This window comes from Azoarcus sp. Soil_N_20, assembly GCF_057656155.1.
On sequence record NZ_JBDGKX010000001.1, the window covers coordinates 838151 to 853052 of the forward strand.

Below are 14902 nucleotides of genomic sequence, written 5' to 3' on the forward strand. Positions count from 1 at the left end.
TTCATGGAATTCATTGACCTGCCTCCCCTGCTCGGCGCGAGCGGCACGGTGCGCCTGCCGGGCTCGAAGAGTATTTCCAATCGCGTGCTGCTGCTGGCCGCACTGGCCGAAGGCGAGACCGATATCCGCGACCTGCTGGCCTCCGACGACGTGGAGCGCATGCTCGAGGCGTTGCACGCCCTCGGCGTCGACTGGCAGCGCGACGAGGGTGCCGACCACTATCGCGTGCGTGGGGTCGGTGGTCCGTTTCCGGTCAAGTCCGGCGATCTTTTTCTCGGCAATGCCGGCACCGCCTTTCGTCCGCTGACTGCGGCGCTGGCCTTGTCGGCCGGCAGCTACCGCCTGTCTGGCGTGCCGCGCATGCATGAGCGCCCGATCGGGGATCTGGTCGATGCCTTGCGCCAGATCGGTGCCGACATTGCCTGCACCGCCACCGAGGGCTATCCGCCGCTGCAGATCGAGCCGGCGACGATTCGTCCCGGTGGCGTGGTGCGGGTGCGGGGCGATGTGTCGAGCCAATTCCTGACCGCACTGTTGATGGCCTTGCCCCTGACCGGCGAGGAGACGACCATCGAAGTGGTCGGCGAGCTAATCTCACGCCCCTACATTGCGATCACGCTGGCGCTGATGGCGCGTTTCGGGGTGCAGGTCGAGCATCGCGACTGGGCCCGCTTTGTGGTGCCCGGCGGTGCGCGTTACCGGTCGCCAGGGACGGTGTATGTCGAAGGCGATGCGTCGTCCGCATCCTATTTCCTTGCCGCCGGTGCGATCGGTGGTGGTCCGGTGCGGGTCGAAGGGGTCGGGCGCACGAGTATCCAGGGTGATGTCCGTTTTGCCGAGGCGCTCGAGCAGGTGGGCGCACGGATCACGATGGGCGACAACTGGATCGAGGCCGCCGCACCGGTTTCCGGCAGACTGCGGGCCTTCGATCTCGATCTCAACCATATCCCGGACGCCGCGATGACGCTCGCCGTGGCGGCGCTGTTCGCCGATGGCCCGTGCCGGTTGCGCAACATTGCCAGCTGGCGGGTCAAGGAAACCGACCGGATCGCGGCGATGGCCACCGAGTTGCGCAAAGTCGGCGCCGAGGTCGAAGAGGGGCCGGACTATCTGTGCGTGACCGCGCCGGATCGACTGCGCCCGGCGACGATCGACACTTACGACGATCATCGGATGGCGATGTGCTTCTCGCTGGCGACCCTCGGCGAGTGCCGGATGCGGATCAACGACCCGAAGTGCGTGAACAAGACCTTTCCCGGGTACTTCGGCGCTTTTGCGACCGTGGCACAGGTCGTCCCGGTGGTGGCGATCGATGGCCCGTCCGCTTCGGGAAAGGGTACGGTCGGGGCGCGGGTTGCGGAGATCCTCGGCTGGCAGCATCTCGACAGCGGTTCGCTTTACCGGCTCACCGCGCTTGCGGCGATCCGGGCCGGGGTCGAACTCGACGACGGGCCGGCGGTCGCCGCGATCGCCGCCGGGCTCGCAGCGCGCTTCGAGGGCGGGACCGTGCTGCTCGACAACGAGGATGTGACCGACGAAATTCGAAGCGAGGCGTGCTCGACCGGCGCTTCGAAAGTGGCGGTCCTGCCGGCGGTGCGGGCGGCGCTGTTCGATCGCCAGCGCGACTATCGCCGCGGGCCGGGACTGGTGGCGGAGGGGCGCGACATGGGTTCCACGATCTTTCCGGATGCCACGATCAAGGTGTTCCTGACCGCGTCGGCCGAGGCGCGCGCGCAGCGCCGATATAAGCAGTTGATCGAAAAGGGTTCGCCTGCTAATATCGAAAGCTTGATGCAGGATCTGCGGGATCGGGACGCGCGTGATGCCGCCCGGGCCGTGGCTCCCCTGCAGCAGCAACCGGACGCGGTACTGCTCGACACCACTTCGATGGAGGTCGACGCAGCCGTGGCTTTTGTGCTTGATCTCGTGCGGGATCGGGGCTTGGCGACCGGTTGGGTCTGACCATGCCCGGGCAAGGGTGCCCGGAGCGTGCTCCTTCTAACTTTTTGCTTGCCGTCGCACGCCGGTTCCGGATTCCTCACTCTTTATGTCAACTGCCACCCCTGCCTTCGAAGAAAGTTTTGCCGCGCTGTTCGAAGAAAGTCTTGCCCTTCAGGAAATGCGTACCGGCGAAGTCATTACCGCCGAAGTCGTACGCATCGATCAGAACTTCGTGGTCGTCAATGCCGGCCTGAAGTCGGAAAGCTATGTTCCCGTCGAGGAATTCCGCAACGACCGCGGCGAACTCGAAGTTGAAATCGGCGATTTCGTCCACGTCGCGATCGACGCGCTCGAAGACGGTTTCGGCGAAACCCGCCTGTCGCGCGACAAGGCCAAGCGTATCTCGGCCTGGAACGATCTCGAGAAGGCGCTCAACGAAGGCACGCTGGTCAAGGGGGTGATCTCCGGCCGCGTCAAGGGTGGTCTGACCGTCATGACCAACAGCATCCGTGCCTTCCTGCCGGGTTCGCTGGTCGACATGCGTCCGGTCAAGGACACCACGCCGTACGAAGGCAAGGAATACGAATTCAAGGTCATCAAGCTCGACCGCAAGCGCAACAACGTGGTCGTGTCGCGTCGTGCCGTGCTCGAAGAGTCGATGGGCGAAGAGCGCGAGAAGCTCCTGTCCAACCTCAAGGAAGGCACCGTCATCAAGGGTATCGTCAAGAACATCACCGACTACGGTGCGTTCGTCGACCTCGGTGGCATCGACGGCCTGCTGCACATTACCGACCTGGCCTGGCGTCGCGTGCGTCACCCGTCGGAAGTGCTCAACGTCGGCGACGAGATCGAAGCCAAGGTGCTCAAGTTCGACCAGGAAAAGAACCGCGTTTCGCTGGGTCTCAAGCAACTCGGCGAAGATCCGTGGGTCGGCATCTCCCGTCGTTACCCGCAAGGTACCCGCCTGTTCGGCAAGGTCACCAACATCACCGACTACGGCGCCTTCGTCGAAGTCGAGCAGGGCATCGAGGGCCTGGTTCACGTGTCCGAAATGGACTGGACCAACAAGAACATCCATCCGACCAAGGTTGTCCAGCTGGGCGACGAAGTCGAGGTGATGATTCTCGAAATCGACGAAGACCGCCGCCGTATCTCGCTGGGCATGAAGCAGTGCGCGTCGAACCCGTGGGACGATTTCGCCCTGAACCACAAGAAGGGTGACAAGGTCCGCGGCCAGATCAAGTCGATCACCGACTTCGGCGTGTTCATCGGCCTCGAAGGTGGTATCGATGGCCTGGTGCACCTGTCCGACCTGTCGTGGAGCGAAACCGGCGAAGATGCCGTCCGCCGCTTCAAGAAGGGCGACGAGGTCGAGGCCCTGGTGCTGGCGATCGATGTGGAGCGCGAGCGCATCTCGCTGGGCATCAAGCAGATGGAAGGCGATCCCTACACCAACTTCATCGCCACCCACGAGAAGAACAGCCTCGTGCGCGGCACGGTGAAGTCGGTCGAAGCCCGTGGTGCGGTGATCGGCCTGGGTGACGAGGTCGAAGGCTATCTGCGCGCCTCCGAAGCCGCTGCCCACCGCATCGACGACCTGACCACGGTGCTCAAGGAAGGCGAGGAGATCGAGGCGGTGATCATCAACGTCGATCGCAAGACCCGTTCGATCAACCTGTCGATCCGTGCCAAGGATCAGGTCGAGCAGAGCGAGGTCATGAACAAGCTGGCGTCGGAAAGTGCCGCTGCATCGGGCACGACCAATCTCGGCGCGCTGCTCAAGGCGAAGCTGAACGAGCAGAAGCAGTAAGCTGACCGATCATGACCAAATCGGAGCTGATCGCCCAGCTGGCGGCTCGTTTTCCGCAGCTGGTCGCAAAGGACGCCGATTACGCGGTCAAGATGATTCTCGATGCGATGACCGACGCGCTCGCGCGCGGTGATCGCATCGAGATCCGCGGGTTTGGAAGTTTTGCGTTGAACTACCGCCCACCTCGCGTGGGACGCAACCCGAAGTCCGGAGACAAGGTGCACGTGCCCGAGAAGTACGTGCCCCACTTCAAGGCCGGCAAGGAGTTGCGTGAGCGGGTGGATGTCAGCGCTTGACCGTGCGGCGATCGGTGGAATGAATCACGGAAGGCGGCTTCGGCCGCCTTCTTTTTTGTCATGTGCTCGGAGATAATGCAGCCATGCGTGCCTTGATGTGGTCTTTCCGCCTCCTGTTGTTTTTTCTTCTGTTCGGCTTCGCCGTCAAGAACGATCATCTCGCGAGCCTGTACTTCTTCTTTGGCAGCGAGTGGCATCTTCCGCTCGTGTTCATCATCCTCATCGCATTCGCTGCGGGGGCCTTGCTGGGCGTGACCGCTACGTTTGCGTCGCTGTTGCGTCAGCGCCGCGAGATATCCCGGCTGCGCAAACAGGTCGATCGTGCCGGCCGTGAGCGCTCCGAGCCAGCCGTTCCGGCAGCCGAGGTTCAGGCTCCCGAGACGCTCTGACGCTTATGGAAATCCAATTCTGGTGGCTGCTTGCGCTGCCGCTTTTTTTTGCCCTGGGCTGGCTTGCGGCGCGGATCGATATCCGTCAGGTCGTGCACGAATCGCGCGCGCTGCCGCGCTCCTATCTCAGTGGGTTGAATTTCCTGCTCAACGAGCAGCCGGACAAGGCGATCGACGCCTTCGTGGAAGCCGTGCGGATCGACCCACAGACCATAGAGCTGCATTTTGCGCTCGGCAGCCTGTTCAGGCGCCGCGGGGAGACCGACCGCGCGATCCGCATGCACCAACTGCTGGTCGATCGCGAGGATCTGTCCGAGGAACAGCGGCTGCAGGCGCTTGGCGAGCTGGGTCAGGATTTTCTCAAGGCCGGGCTGCTCGACCGCGCCGAGGCGGTGTTCCTGCGTCTGCGCGACACCCGTGCGAACGACCTGGCGTTGCGCTTCCTGCTGGAGATCTATCAGCAGGAGAAGGATTGGGCGAAGGCCATCGAGGTGGCCAGCGCGCTCCCGGATCATGAGAGTCTGCACTGGCGGACCGAGGTGGCCAATTTTCACTGTGAGCTCGCCACCCAGGCGCTGGGCAACTCAAGCTTCGAGGATGTGCGCCGACATGTCGACGAAGCACTGATCACCAACCGCCGTTGTGTTCGGGCGAGCCTGATTCAGGGCGATTTGTTCGCGACCGAAGGGCGCGACGAGGCGGCCCTTGATGCCTGGAAGCGCATCGAGAGCCAGGATCCGGTCTATCTGGCATTGGCGGCGCAGCGCATCATGGACGCCTACGGCAGGCTCGGACGTGTCGAACAGGGACATCTGCTGCTGCGTTCGTGGCTGGAGCGTCATCCGTCGCTGGACCTGCTCGACGAACTCTTCCACTGGGAGATGGACAAGCTTGGGCCCAAGGCGGCCTATGAGCTGGTGCGTGAAGAGTTGCGGCGCAATCCGACCCTGCTCGGTCTGGACAAGCTGCTCGAGGCGGCATTGCTCGCAGCGCCCGCCGAGCAGCGCGGCGACATCGAACTGGTCAAGCAACTGATTCACGGCCATACCCGCAAGGTGGCGCGCTATCGGTGCGACGCATGCGGGTTCAAGGCACGGCAGTTCCACTGGCGTTGTCCCGCCTGCGGCGGATGGGAGACCTATCCCCCGCGCCGGACTGAAGAGTTCGATCTCACGCCGTAGGCCTGCGGGCTGGCACGGAAAATTGGAGAGCGCATGAAAGTTTCGGTTATCGGTACTGGCTACGTCGGACTGGTCAGCGGGGCGTGTCTTGCAGATGTCGGCAACGACGTGCTGTGTGTCGATGTCGATCCGGACAAGATCCGCATTCTCGAGAACGGTGGAATCCCGATCCACGAGCCCGGTTTGCTCGAAGTGGTACGGCGCAACGTCGCTGCCGGCCGGCTGTCGTTTACCACCGATGTCGAGCGCGCGGCACGTCACGGCATCATCCAGTTCATCGCGGTCGGAACGCCGCCGGACGAGGATGGGTCGGCAGATCTGCAATACGTGCTGGCGGCGGCACGCAACATCGGCCGTTACATGGATGGCTACTGCGTGGTTGTCGACAAGTCGACGGTGCCGGTCGGAACGGGCGACAAGGTCCGTGAAGCGATCGCCGATGAGTTGAACCGGCGGGGCGCCAAGCTGGAGTTCTCGGTGGTATCGAATCCCGAGTTTCTCAAGGAAGGCGCCGCAGTGGACGACTTCATGCGCCCGGACCGGATCATCGTCGGCGCCGACGATGAGCGTGCAATCGAACTCATGCGCCAGCTGTACGGGCCATTCCAGCGCAACCACGAAAGATTCCTGGTCATGGATGTCAGGAGTGCCGAACTCACCAAGTACGCGGCCAATGCGATGCTCGCGACCCGGATCAGTTTCATGAACGAACTCGCCAATCTGGCCGAGGTGCTGGGCGCCGACATCGAGTTCGTGCGCCAGGGGATCGGCTCCGACCCGCGGATCGGCTGGCATTTTCTGTACGCGGGATGCGGCTACGGGGGCTCGTGTTTCCCGAAGGACGTCAAGGCCCTGGTACGTACCGGGCGCGAGCGCGGCCACAATCTGCTGTTGCTCAATGCGGTGGAGGAGGCCAACGATGCGCAGAAGCTGCGACTCGTGGACAAGATCGTGGACCGTTTCGGGGAAGATCTGTCGGGCTTGAATTTTGCTTTGTGGGGATTGGCATTCAAGCCCAATACGGACGACATGCGCGATGCCCCCAGTCGGGTGATCGTTGCGGAGTTGTTCCGGCGCGGGGCGACGGTCACCGCTTACGATCCGGTGGCCATGAATGAAGCACGGCGCATTTTCGCCGACGAGCCCAGGCTGCGTTACGTCGAGCGTCCGATGGCGGCGCTCGAAGGGGCCGATGCACTGGTGATCGTGACCGAATGGAAGGAATTCCGCAGTCCCGATTTCGAGGCAATCCGGCAAGCGCTCAGGCATCCGCTGATCTTCGACGGACGTAACATGTACGATCCGGCGGTGATGCACAGGCTCGGTATCGATTATCACGGCATGGGTCGTCGCTGACCCGCTTCACCCGGCACTGCTCGCCGACAAGGGTATTGATATGGAATTCAAGACGCTCGACGATTACGTGGGACAGACGCCGCTGGTGCGCCTGAAGCGGATCGGTGCCGGCCGCAACAATGTCATTCTGGGCAAGCTCGAAGGTAATAACCCGGCAGGTTCGGTCAAGGATCGGCCTGCGTTGTCGATGGTGCAGCATGCCGAGGCCCGTGGCGACATCAAGCCTGGCGACTCGCTGATCGAAGCCACCAGCGGCAACACCGGCATTGCGCTGGCGATGGTGGCGGCGATGCGTGGCTATCGCATGATCCTGGTGATGCCGGAGAACCAGAGCATCGAGCGTCGCCAGACGATGCGCGCGTTCGGTGCGGAGCTGGTGTTGACACCTCGTGAAGGCGGCATGGAGATGGCGCGCGATGTCGCCGAGAAAATGCGCGATGAAGGTCAGGGCATCATCCTCGACCAGTTCGCCAATCCCGACAATCCGCTGGCGCATTTCGAAGGGACGGGCCCCGAGCTGTGGGATCAGACCGGCGGGCGGATTACCCATTTTGTGAGTTCGATGGGCACCACGGGCACCATCATGGGCACGTCGCGTTTCCTCAAGGCGCGGAACCCGGCGATCCAGATCGTCGGTTGCCAGCCGGAAGAGGGCTCGCAGATCCCCGGTATTCGCAAGTGGCCCGATGCCTATCTGCCCAGGATCTACGAAAGGCCGCGGGTGGACCGCCTCGAGTATGTGTCTCAGGCCGACGCGGAGGACATGACCCGTCGCCTCGCGCGTGAGGAAGGCATCTTCGCCGGCATTTCGTCGGGCGGCTCGATGCATGTGGCGCTGCGCCTGGCTGCGGAGCTCGAGAATGCCGTGATCGTGTCGGTTGTATGCGACCGCGGCGATCGCTATCTGTCGACGGGTGTCTTCCCCGCCTGAGCGGTCCCGCCGCCACCGCGCATGGCGCTGGCTGTGCGTGGTGCTACTCGTCTTCCCGCTCACGACCGCCGGCATCGGTGCATTGTCGCTAGCGATCGATCGCCTGGAGCACCCGGCCTTCGCCGTTCACGACTTGCTGATTCACTTCCCGTCGGCTGGTCGAGCCACGCTCGGCATCGCCCGCTTGCGCATTGGCGAGCACACGTGGCGCAATCTGCGGCTCGACTGCGCGCGCGGCGGACTTGAGGGTTCGGTGTTGAAATGTCGGCAAGGGCGCTTGCGCATGGCAGGCATAGCCTCTTCCGCCGACATCGATTTCATCCTGGATCTGTCGGATCGCACCGGCGCGCTGACCGTGCTGCTGGCGGGAGGCGCACGTATTCAAGCACGCCTGCTCGCCGGGGGCGCGGTCGAAGCTGACGTCAGCCGGTTCGATCTCGCCGTCCTGCAGGCGTGGCTGCCGGCATTGAAGCCGTGGTCCGTGCTGGGGCGTTTCGACGGCAGGCTGCGCTGGCAGCCCGAACGCGCATTGACGTTGTCGGGGCGGCTCGATGGAGCCGGTTTGGGTTCGGCGGACGGGCTGCGTGCCGCCGAGCGCGTGATTGCCGATCTGGCGGTGGACGCATCGTGGCGCGGGGGGCACTGGGACTGGTCGGCGACGCTGAAGTGGCACGAAGGGGCGGCCTACCTGCATCCGTTCTATATCGAGGCCGGTCCGCAACTCGTGGCCAGCGGGCAGTTGCAGGGCGGTCGGCTCGATATCGTCGAAGCGTCGATCGCGCTCGAAGGGGTCGAACAGCTTGCCGCGTCGGCCACGATCGATCTCGGCAATGGCCTGGTCGAGCGTGCCGCGGTGGCGTTGGCGGGGGCCGAGCTGGCCGTGATCGGGCCGCGCTGGCTGAGCCCGGTGTTGGCACCGGCGGCGGCGGAGCGTTTGCGCTTTGCCGGTCAGGTGAGTGGTGCGCTGCAATTCGCCCAGGGTCGGCTGCTTGCGCTCGATGTCCTGTTCGATCAGGCCGGCATCAGTCTGAGTGGCGTCACCGGTGGCGGTCTCGCGTTCGGCCCGCTGAGCGGTCATGTGCCCTGGCGTCAGTCGGGGGCGACCCGTGCCGACCTGAACGTGGGAGGCGGGCGCTGGGAGAAGCTTGAACTCGGGGCCTTCGTATTGTCGGCGGACATCGAGGGCGAGCGCGTCCGCGCCGACCGGATCCGGATCCCCTTGCTCGATGGTGCGCTGGTCGTCGATGGGCTGGTGTTGAATCATGGCGATACCGGCTGGCAGGGTGGCGCCAGCCTGGTGATCGAGCCGCTGTCGATGCGCCTGCTCACCGACGCGGTGGGGCTGCCGCCGATGGCGGGCGTGCTGTCGGCGTCGATGCCGGGGATGCGGGTTTCGCCGGGCGAGGTGGCGCTCGACGGTGCGCTGGTGGTGTCGGTGTTCGACGGCTATCTGCAGGCCACCGGTCTCAGGTTGCAGGAGCCTTTCGGCGTGGCGGCTCATCTGACCGCCGATATCGAGGCGCGTCACATCGATCTTGCCCAACTCACCGAAACCTTCAGCTTCGGCAGCATTACCGGCTTCGTCGATGCCGATGTTCATGGCCTGGAGCTGGCGCGCTGGCGCCCGGAGCGTTTCGATGCCCGCGTCGTCAGCAGCCCGGGACGCTATCCGAAGCGGATCAGTCAGCGCGCGGTACAGAACATCAGCGCACTGGGCGGGGCGGGGGCGATGGCCGCGGTTCAGCGCAGCCTGCTCGGCTTCTTCGATACCTTCGGCTATCGTGAGATCGGATTCGGTTGCGTTCTGAGATCGGCCGTCTGCGAGATGAGCGGTGTCGACAACGGACGTCGCGAGGGCAGCTTCGTCATCGTCCGCGGCGGCGGAATCCCGGCTCTGGACGTCATCGGCTACAATCGACGCGTGGATTGGCGCGAACTGATAGAGCGGCTGCAGCGCGTCATCGCAGACAACGTGGCGCCGGAAGTGCGCTGAATTGCCTGCGCTCATTGCCGCGTCACCGAGGAATGCGATGTCGCCGAGCTTGCGAAACGCGCTGTTGGCGGGGCTGGTGCTCTCCGCCAGTGCCTGCGTCACGATCAATATCTATTTTCCCGCGGCTGCGGCCGAGAAAGCCGCCGATCGCATCATCGAAGAGGTCTGGCAGCTGCGCGAGGGGGGCACGGCCCCTGCAAAGCCGGCGGCGGAGGAGGGTAAGCCATGAGATTCATTTCCTTTGTCGGCGCATTGCTGCTGGCCTTGTCGTTGTCTGCTTCGGCCCAGGGCAACCTGGACGTCGACTCGCCTGCGATCGGGGCGCTCAAGCGTTCCATGCAGCAACGCCACGCCCAACTCGAGCCGCTGTATAAGACGGGAGCGGTGGGGCAGGCGGCAGACGGTACGGTTGCCCTGCGTGACGCTTCCCTCGTGCCTTTGCCGCAACGCGGCCCGGTCACCGCCCTGATTGCTGCCGAGAACGCCGATCGCAGTGCACTCTACCGCGAGATCGCTCGTGCCAATGCGCACCCCGAGTGGGAGGCGGACATACGCAAGACCTTTGCCCAGCGCTGGGCGGACCGCGCGCAGTCCGGCTGGTGGGTGCAACAGGGCGGGAACTGGGTGCAGAAGTGATGCCCGTGCTGGTGTTCGATATCGAGACCATTCCCGATGTTGCCGGGATCCGTGCGCTCAACGACCTGCCAGATACGCTCGCGGATTTCGAGGTCGCCGAGTTCGCGTTCCAGCAGCGGCGGGCAAGCCACGGGACGGATTTCCTGCAGCATCATCTCCAGCGCGTGGTCACGATTTCCTGTGCGATGCGGGATGCGAACCACTTTCGCGTGTTCTCCCTGTCCGAACCGGATTCCGGCGAGGGCCAGATCATTCAGCGCTTCTTCGACGGCATCGAACGCTTCACCCCGCAGATCGTCTCGTGGAACGGTGGCGGGTTCGATCTTCCGGTGCTGCACTATCGCGGCATGCTGCATGGTGTCGCGGCGCCACGTTACTGGGACCTCGGCGACGGCGACTACAACGATTCGCGCGATTTCAAGTGGAACAACTACATCAGCCGTTACCACACCCGGCATCTCGACCTGATGGACACGCTTGCGCTCTATCAACCGCGTGCCAGTGCGCCCCTGGACGACTTGGCCAAGCTCATGGGTTATCCGGGCAAGCTTGGCATGGACGGTTCCGCGGTGTGGACGGCGTGGCAGGAAGGGCGCATTGCAGAGATCCGCGACTATTGCGAGACCGACGTGGTGAATACCTACCTCGTGTACCTGCGCTTCCAGCGCATGCGGGGACAACTGGATGTAGACGCGTGGACAAGGGAGGTCGCGGTGGTGCGCGAGGCGCTCGGACGGATCGCCGCGCCGCACTGGGAGGCCTTCCTGGCCGAATGGCCGGCGCCGTGAATACCCGTGAGAAATTCGAAAAATGGTTTGACAGCCGGCGCAAAGTGCCTATAATTCGCGGCTCTTAGCAGGCGCGTAGCTCAGCTGGTTAGAGCACCACCTTGACATGGTGGGGGTCGTTGGTTCGAGTCCAATCGCGCCTACCAACATCTGGAGACGATTTGCCATGTTCCGAACTACTACCGTGGCCGGAAACTGAACAGGTCGGGTCCGCTTGTCTGCTTGAGGAAAAAGTGCGGTTCGACCGCACTTTTTTTTCGTCCACGTTTTGTGCAATTCAGTGAATAACTCGTCGATAGCGGTAGAACCGCGTTCCAACAGACCACCCCAGACAGAGGCTCCGAAATCATGCCCAACATCACGCTCCCCGACGGTTCCGTCCGCCAGTTCGATCAGCCGGTTACGGTAGGCGAGGTCGCGGCATCGATCGGTACCGGTCTGGCCAAGGCGGCGCTGGCAGGGCGCGTGGGCGACCGGGTGGTGGATCTGTCGCACCGGATCGAGTCCGACGCGACGCTGGCGATCATTACCGACAAGAGTCCCGAAGGTCTGGACGTCATCCGGCACTCCACCGCGCATCTGCTTGCGCATGCGGCAAAGGAGTTGTTTCCGGATGTCCAGGTGACGATCGGACCGGTCATCGACAATGGCTTTTATTACGATTTCTCGTACAAGCGGCCGTTTACGCCTGAAGACCTGGCGGCGATCGAGCAGCGCATGGCCGAGATCGTCAAGCGCGAGATTCCGGTGTCCCGGGAGGTGTGGCCGCGGGACAAGGCGGTGGCCTTCTTTCAGGGCATCGGGGAGCATTACAAGGCCGAGATCATCGCGTCGATTCCATCGGAAGAGGATGTGTCCTTGTATCGGCAGGGTGATTTCATCGACCTCTGTCGGGGGCCACACGTGCCTTCCACCGCCAAGCTCAAGGTGTTCAAGCTTACCAAGCTGGCCGGTGCCTACTGGCGCGGCGACTCGAAGAACGAGATGCTGCAGCGGGTGTATGGCACGGCCTGGGCGAAGAAGGAGGATCTTGATGCCTACCTGCACATGATCGAGGAGGCCGAGAAGCGGGATCACCGCAAGCTCGGCCGTCAGCTCGACCTGTTCCACATCCAGGAAGAGGCGCCGGGGATGGTGTTCTGGCACGCCAAGGGGTGGACCCTTTGGCAGCAGGTCGAGCAGTACCTGCGCCGGACCATCGACGAGCACGGCTACCAGGAGGTGAAAACGCCGCAGATCGTCGATCGCGCGCTGTGGGAAAAGTCAGGCCACTGGGCCATGTATTCGGACATGATGTTCACCACCCAGTCGGAGAAGCGCGACTACGCAGTGAAGCCGATGAACTGCCCCTGCCATATCCAGATCTTCAACCAGGGGCTCAAGAGCTATCGCGACCTGCCCCTGCGGATGGCCGAATTCGGTTCCTGTCACCGTAACGAACCCTCGGGCTCGCTGCACGGCATCATGCGCGTGCGCAACTTCGTTCAGGACGATGCGCATATTTTCTGTGCCGAAACGCAGGTGCAGGACGAATCGGCCGAATTCATCCGCCTGCTGCAGAAGGTCTATCTCGATTTCGGTTTCACCGATGTACTGGTGAAGCTGTCCACCCGGCCGGACAAGCGTGTTGGAACCGACGAACAGTGGACGGCTGCAGAGGCGGCGCTTGCCGCAGCGCTGGACGCTCAAGGGCTTGCCTACGATCTGCAGCCGGGTGAAGGGGCGTTCTACGGTCCGAAAATTGAGTTCTCGTTGAAGGATTGTCTGGGGCGTGTGTGGCAGTGCGGCACCTTGCAGCTGGATTTCAATCTGCCGGTGCGCCTTGGTGCCGAGTACGTTGCCGAAGACAACACCAAGAAATATCCGGTGATGCTGCATCGCGCAATCCTTGGGTCGCTCGAGCGCTTCATCGGCATCCTGATCGAGCATCATGCGGGTGCTTTGCCCTTGTGGCTCGCGCCGGTTCATGCGGTGGTGATGAATATCTCCGAAGGACAGGCCGAGTACACGCTGGAAGTGGCGCAGAAGCTGAAAAAAGCCGGTTTCAGGGTCGAGACCGATTTGCGTAACGAAAAGATTAACTATAAAATCCGCGAACATAGCGTGCACAAGCTGCCTTACCAGCTCGTAGTCGGCGAAAAAGAAAAGTCCGCAGGGTTGGTTGCTGTGCGCGTCCGGGGTGGCCAGGATCTTGGCCAAATGTCCCTCGATTCGCTGATCGAGCGTTGGCTTTGCGAAATTCAAGCGAAGACCGGCTCGGTTTGATATTGGTATTCGTGGAGAACTGAACCATCGCTCAAGATAAAAAGCAGCGCGTCAACGGGGAAATCAGCGCGCCTGAAGTCCGCCTGGTTGGTGAAGACGGCGAGCCCCTGGGTATCGTTACCCTGAGAGAGGCCCTCGAAGCCGCTGAAGAAGCAGGGTTGGATCTGGTCGAAATTGCTCCAATGGCGCAGCCCCCGGTTTGCCGGGTGATGGATTTGGGCAAGTTCAAGTATCAGGAACAGAAGAAGGCCCACGAAGCACGGCAGAAGCAGAAGCAGGTCCAGGTCAAGGAAGTGAAGCTGCGACCCGGTACCGACGAGAACGACTATCAGATCAAGCTTCGCAATCTGAAGCGCTTCCTCGAGGAAGGCGACAAGTGCAAGGTGACCTTGCGCTTCCGCGGACGTGAAATGGCGCACCAGGAGTTCGGTCTGCGCCAGCTCGAGCGGGTCAAGGCCGATCTCGAGGAGACGGGCCAGGTCGAGCAGATGCCCAAGATGGAAGGGCGTCAAATGATCATGGTGATCGCGCCCAAGAAGAACCGCTGAGTGGGTGGTTCGCAGGATTTGTCTCCCGGCCTGGCCGGGAAGCAACACCGGCGCTCCGAAAGGAGTGCTGGAAAACAAGTGGTGTCGGGTTCCAAATGTACCTGTATCGGTGCTACCCGGCGGCATTCATAAACTCGGAGTCTTAGCAATGCCCAAGATGAAGACCAAAAGCGGTGCCAAGAAGCGATTCAAGGTCCGTGCCAGTGGTGGGATCAAGCGGTCCCAGGCGTTCAAGCGCCACATCCTTACCAAGAAAACCACCAAGAGCAAGCGCCAGCTGCGCGGCATGACGGCAGTTCACGCCGCCGACGAGAAGCTGATTCGCGCCATGCTGCCTTACGCTTGATAGGAGACCGCTATGCCCAGAGTTAAACGTGGTGTAACCGCCCGCGCGCGTCACAAGAAGGTTCTCGTCCAGGCCAAGGGTTACCGCGGCCGTCGCAAGAACGTATATCGCATCGCCAAACAGGCGGTGATGAAGGCCGGCCAGTACGCATACCGTGACCGTCGTCAGAGGAAGCGCCAGTTCCGCGCCCTGTGGATCGTCCGTATCAACGCCGCTGCGCGTGAGCTCGGTCTGACCTACAGCACTTTCATGAATGGCCTGAAGAAGGCTGCCGTCGAAGTGGACCGCAAGGTCCTGGCCGATCTGGCCGTGTTCGACAAGCCGGCGTTTGCTGCGCTCGCTGCGCAAGCCCGGGCCCAAATCGCTGCGTGATTCGACGCAGCCCGAAAAAAGGAGGCCTGGCCTCCTTTTTTTTTCTGAAT

The 14902-nt window shown here is 62.8% G+C and carries 15 protein-coding genes and 1 tRNA gene; all 16 read left to right on the top strand.

Annotation, left to right across the window (positions count from 1 at the left end):
* The first annotated feature begins 3 nt into the window (after positions 1 to 3).
* Positions 4 to 1962 (top strand): bifunctional 3-phosphoshikimate 1-carboxyvinyltransferase/cytidylate kinase, encoded by a 1959-nt coding sequence (locus AC3A35_RS03980; protein WP_487434586.1) that lies wholly within the window; start codon positions 4 to 6, stop codon positions 1960 to 1962.
* Between the two features lie 85 nt (positions 1963 to 2047).
* Entirely contained in the window at positions 2048 to 3751 is a 1704-nt protein-coding gene (gene rpsA, locus AC3A35_RS03985; RefSeq protein ID WP_487434587.1) for a 30S ribosomal protein S1, read from the top strand.
* Between the two features lie 11 nt (positions 3752 to 3762).
* Positions 3763 to 4047 (top strand): integration host factor subunit beta, encoded by a 285-nt coding sequence (locus tag AC3A35_RS03990; RefSeq protein WP_487434588.1) that lies wholly within the window; start codon positions 3763 to 3765, stop codon positions 4045 to 4047.
* A gap of 83 nt (positions 4048 to 4130) precedes the next feature.
* Positions 4131 to 4436, top strand: a complete 306-nt coding sequence (locus AC3A35_RS03995) for a LapA family protein (protein WP_487434589.1) — start codon at positions 4131 to 4133, stop codon at positions 4434 to 4436.
* A gap of 5 nt (positions 4437 to 4441) precedes the next feature.
* On the top strand, positions 4442 to 5617 hold the full coding sequence (gene lapB / locus AC3A35_RS04000) for a lipopolysaccharide assembly protein LapB (protein ID WP_487434590.1): 1176 nt from the start codon (positions 4442 to 4444) through the stop codon (positions 5615 to 5617).
* A 33-nt stretch (positions 5618 to 5650) separates the two neighbouring features.
* On the top strand, positions 5651 to 6973 hold the full coding sequence (locus AC3A35_RS04005; RefSeq protein WP_487434591.1) for a UDP-glucose dehydrogenase family protein: 1323 nt from the start codon (positions 5651 to 5653) through the stop codon (positions 6971 to 6973).
* 40 nt (positions 6974 to 7013) lie between these two features.
* Positions 7014 to 7904, top strand: coding sequence for a cysteine synthase CysM (gene cysM, locus AC3A35_RS04010; RefSeq protein ID WP_487434592.1), 891 nt, complete (start codon positions 7014 to 7016; stop codon positions 7902 to 7904).
* Positions 7905 to 7941: 37 nt separating this feature from the next.
* Positions 7942 to 9897, top strand: coding sequence for a translocation/assembly module TamB domain-containing protein (locus AC3A35_RS04015; protein ID WP_487434593.1), 1956 nt, complete (start codon positions 7942 to 7944; stop codon positions 9895 to 9897).
* Positions 9898 to 9934: 37 nt separating this feature from the next.
* Entirely contained in the window at positions 9935 to 10126 is a 192-nt protein-coding gene (locus tag AC3A35_RS04020; protein WP_487434594.1) for a hypothetical protein, read from the top strand.
* Positions 10123 to 10533 carry a YdbL family probable chaperone protein gene (locus AC3A35_RS04025; protein ID WP_487434595.1) on the top strand — a complete coding sequence of 137 codons (411 nt, stop codon included), beginning with the start codon at positions 10123 to 10125 and terminating at the stop codon, positions 10531 to 10533. Before AC3A35_RS04020 ends, AC3A35_RS04025 begins: the two co-directional genes overlap by 4 nt.
* Complete coding sequence (locus tag AC3A35_RS04030; protein WP_487434596.1) at positions 10533 to 11321, top strand: 3'-5' exonuclease; 789 nt, start codon at positions 10533 to 10535, stop codon at positions 11319 to 11321. Before AC3A35_RS04025 ends, AC3A35_RS04030 begins: the two co-directional genes overlap by 1 nt.
* A gap of 69 nt (positions 11322 to 11390) precedes the next feature.
* Positions 11391 to 11467: transfer RNA gene (locus AC3A35_RS04035), tRNA-Val, on the top strand.
* A 202-nt stretch (positions 11468 to 11669) separates the two neighbouring features.
* Positions 11670 to 13586 (top strand): threonine--tRNA ligase, encoded by a 1917-nt coding sequence (gene thrS / locus AC3A35_RS04040; protein WP_487434597.1) that lies wholly within the window; start codon positions 11670 to 11672, stop codon positions 13584 to 13586.
* Positions 13587 to 13612: 26 nt separating this feature from the next.
* Positions 13613 to 14134, top strand: a complete 522-nt coding sequence (infC, locus tag AC3A35_RS04045; protein WP_487434725.1) for a translation initiation factor IF-3 — start codon at positions 13613 to 13615, stop codon at positions 14132 to 14134.
* A gap of 148 nt (positions 14135 to 14282) precedes the next feature.
* Entirely contained in the window at positions 14283 to 14480 is a 198-nt protein-coding gene (gene rpmI, locus AC3A35_RS04050; protein ID WP_487434598.1) for a 50S ribosomal protein L35, read from the top strand.
* Positions 14481 to 14492: 12 nt separating this feature from the next.
* Entirely contained in the window at positions 14493 to 14852 is a 360-nt protein-coding gene (rplT, locus tag AC3A35_RS04055; RefSeq protein WP_487434599.1) for a 50S ribosomal protein L20, read from the top strand.
* The last annotated feature ends 50 nt before the right edge of the window (positions 14853 to 14902 follow it).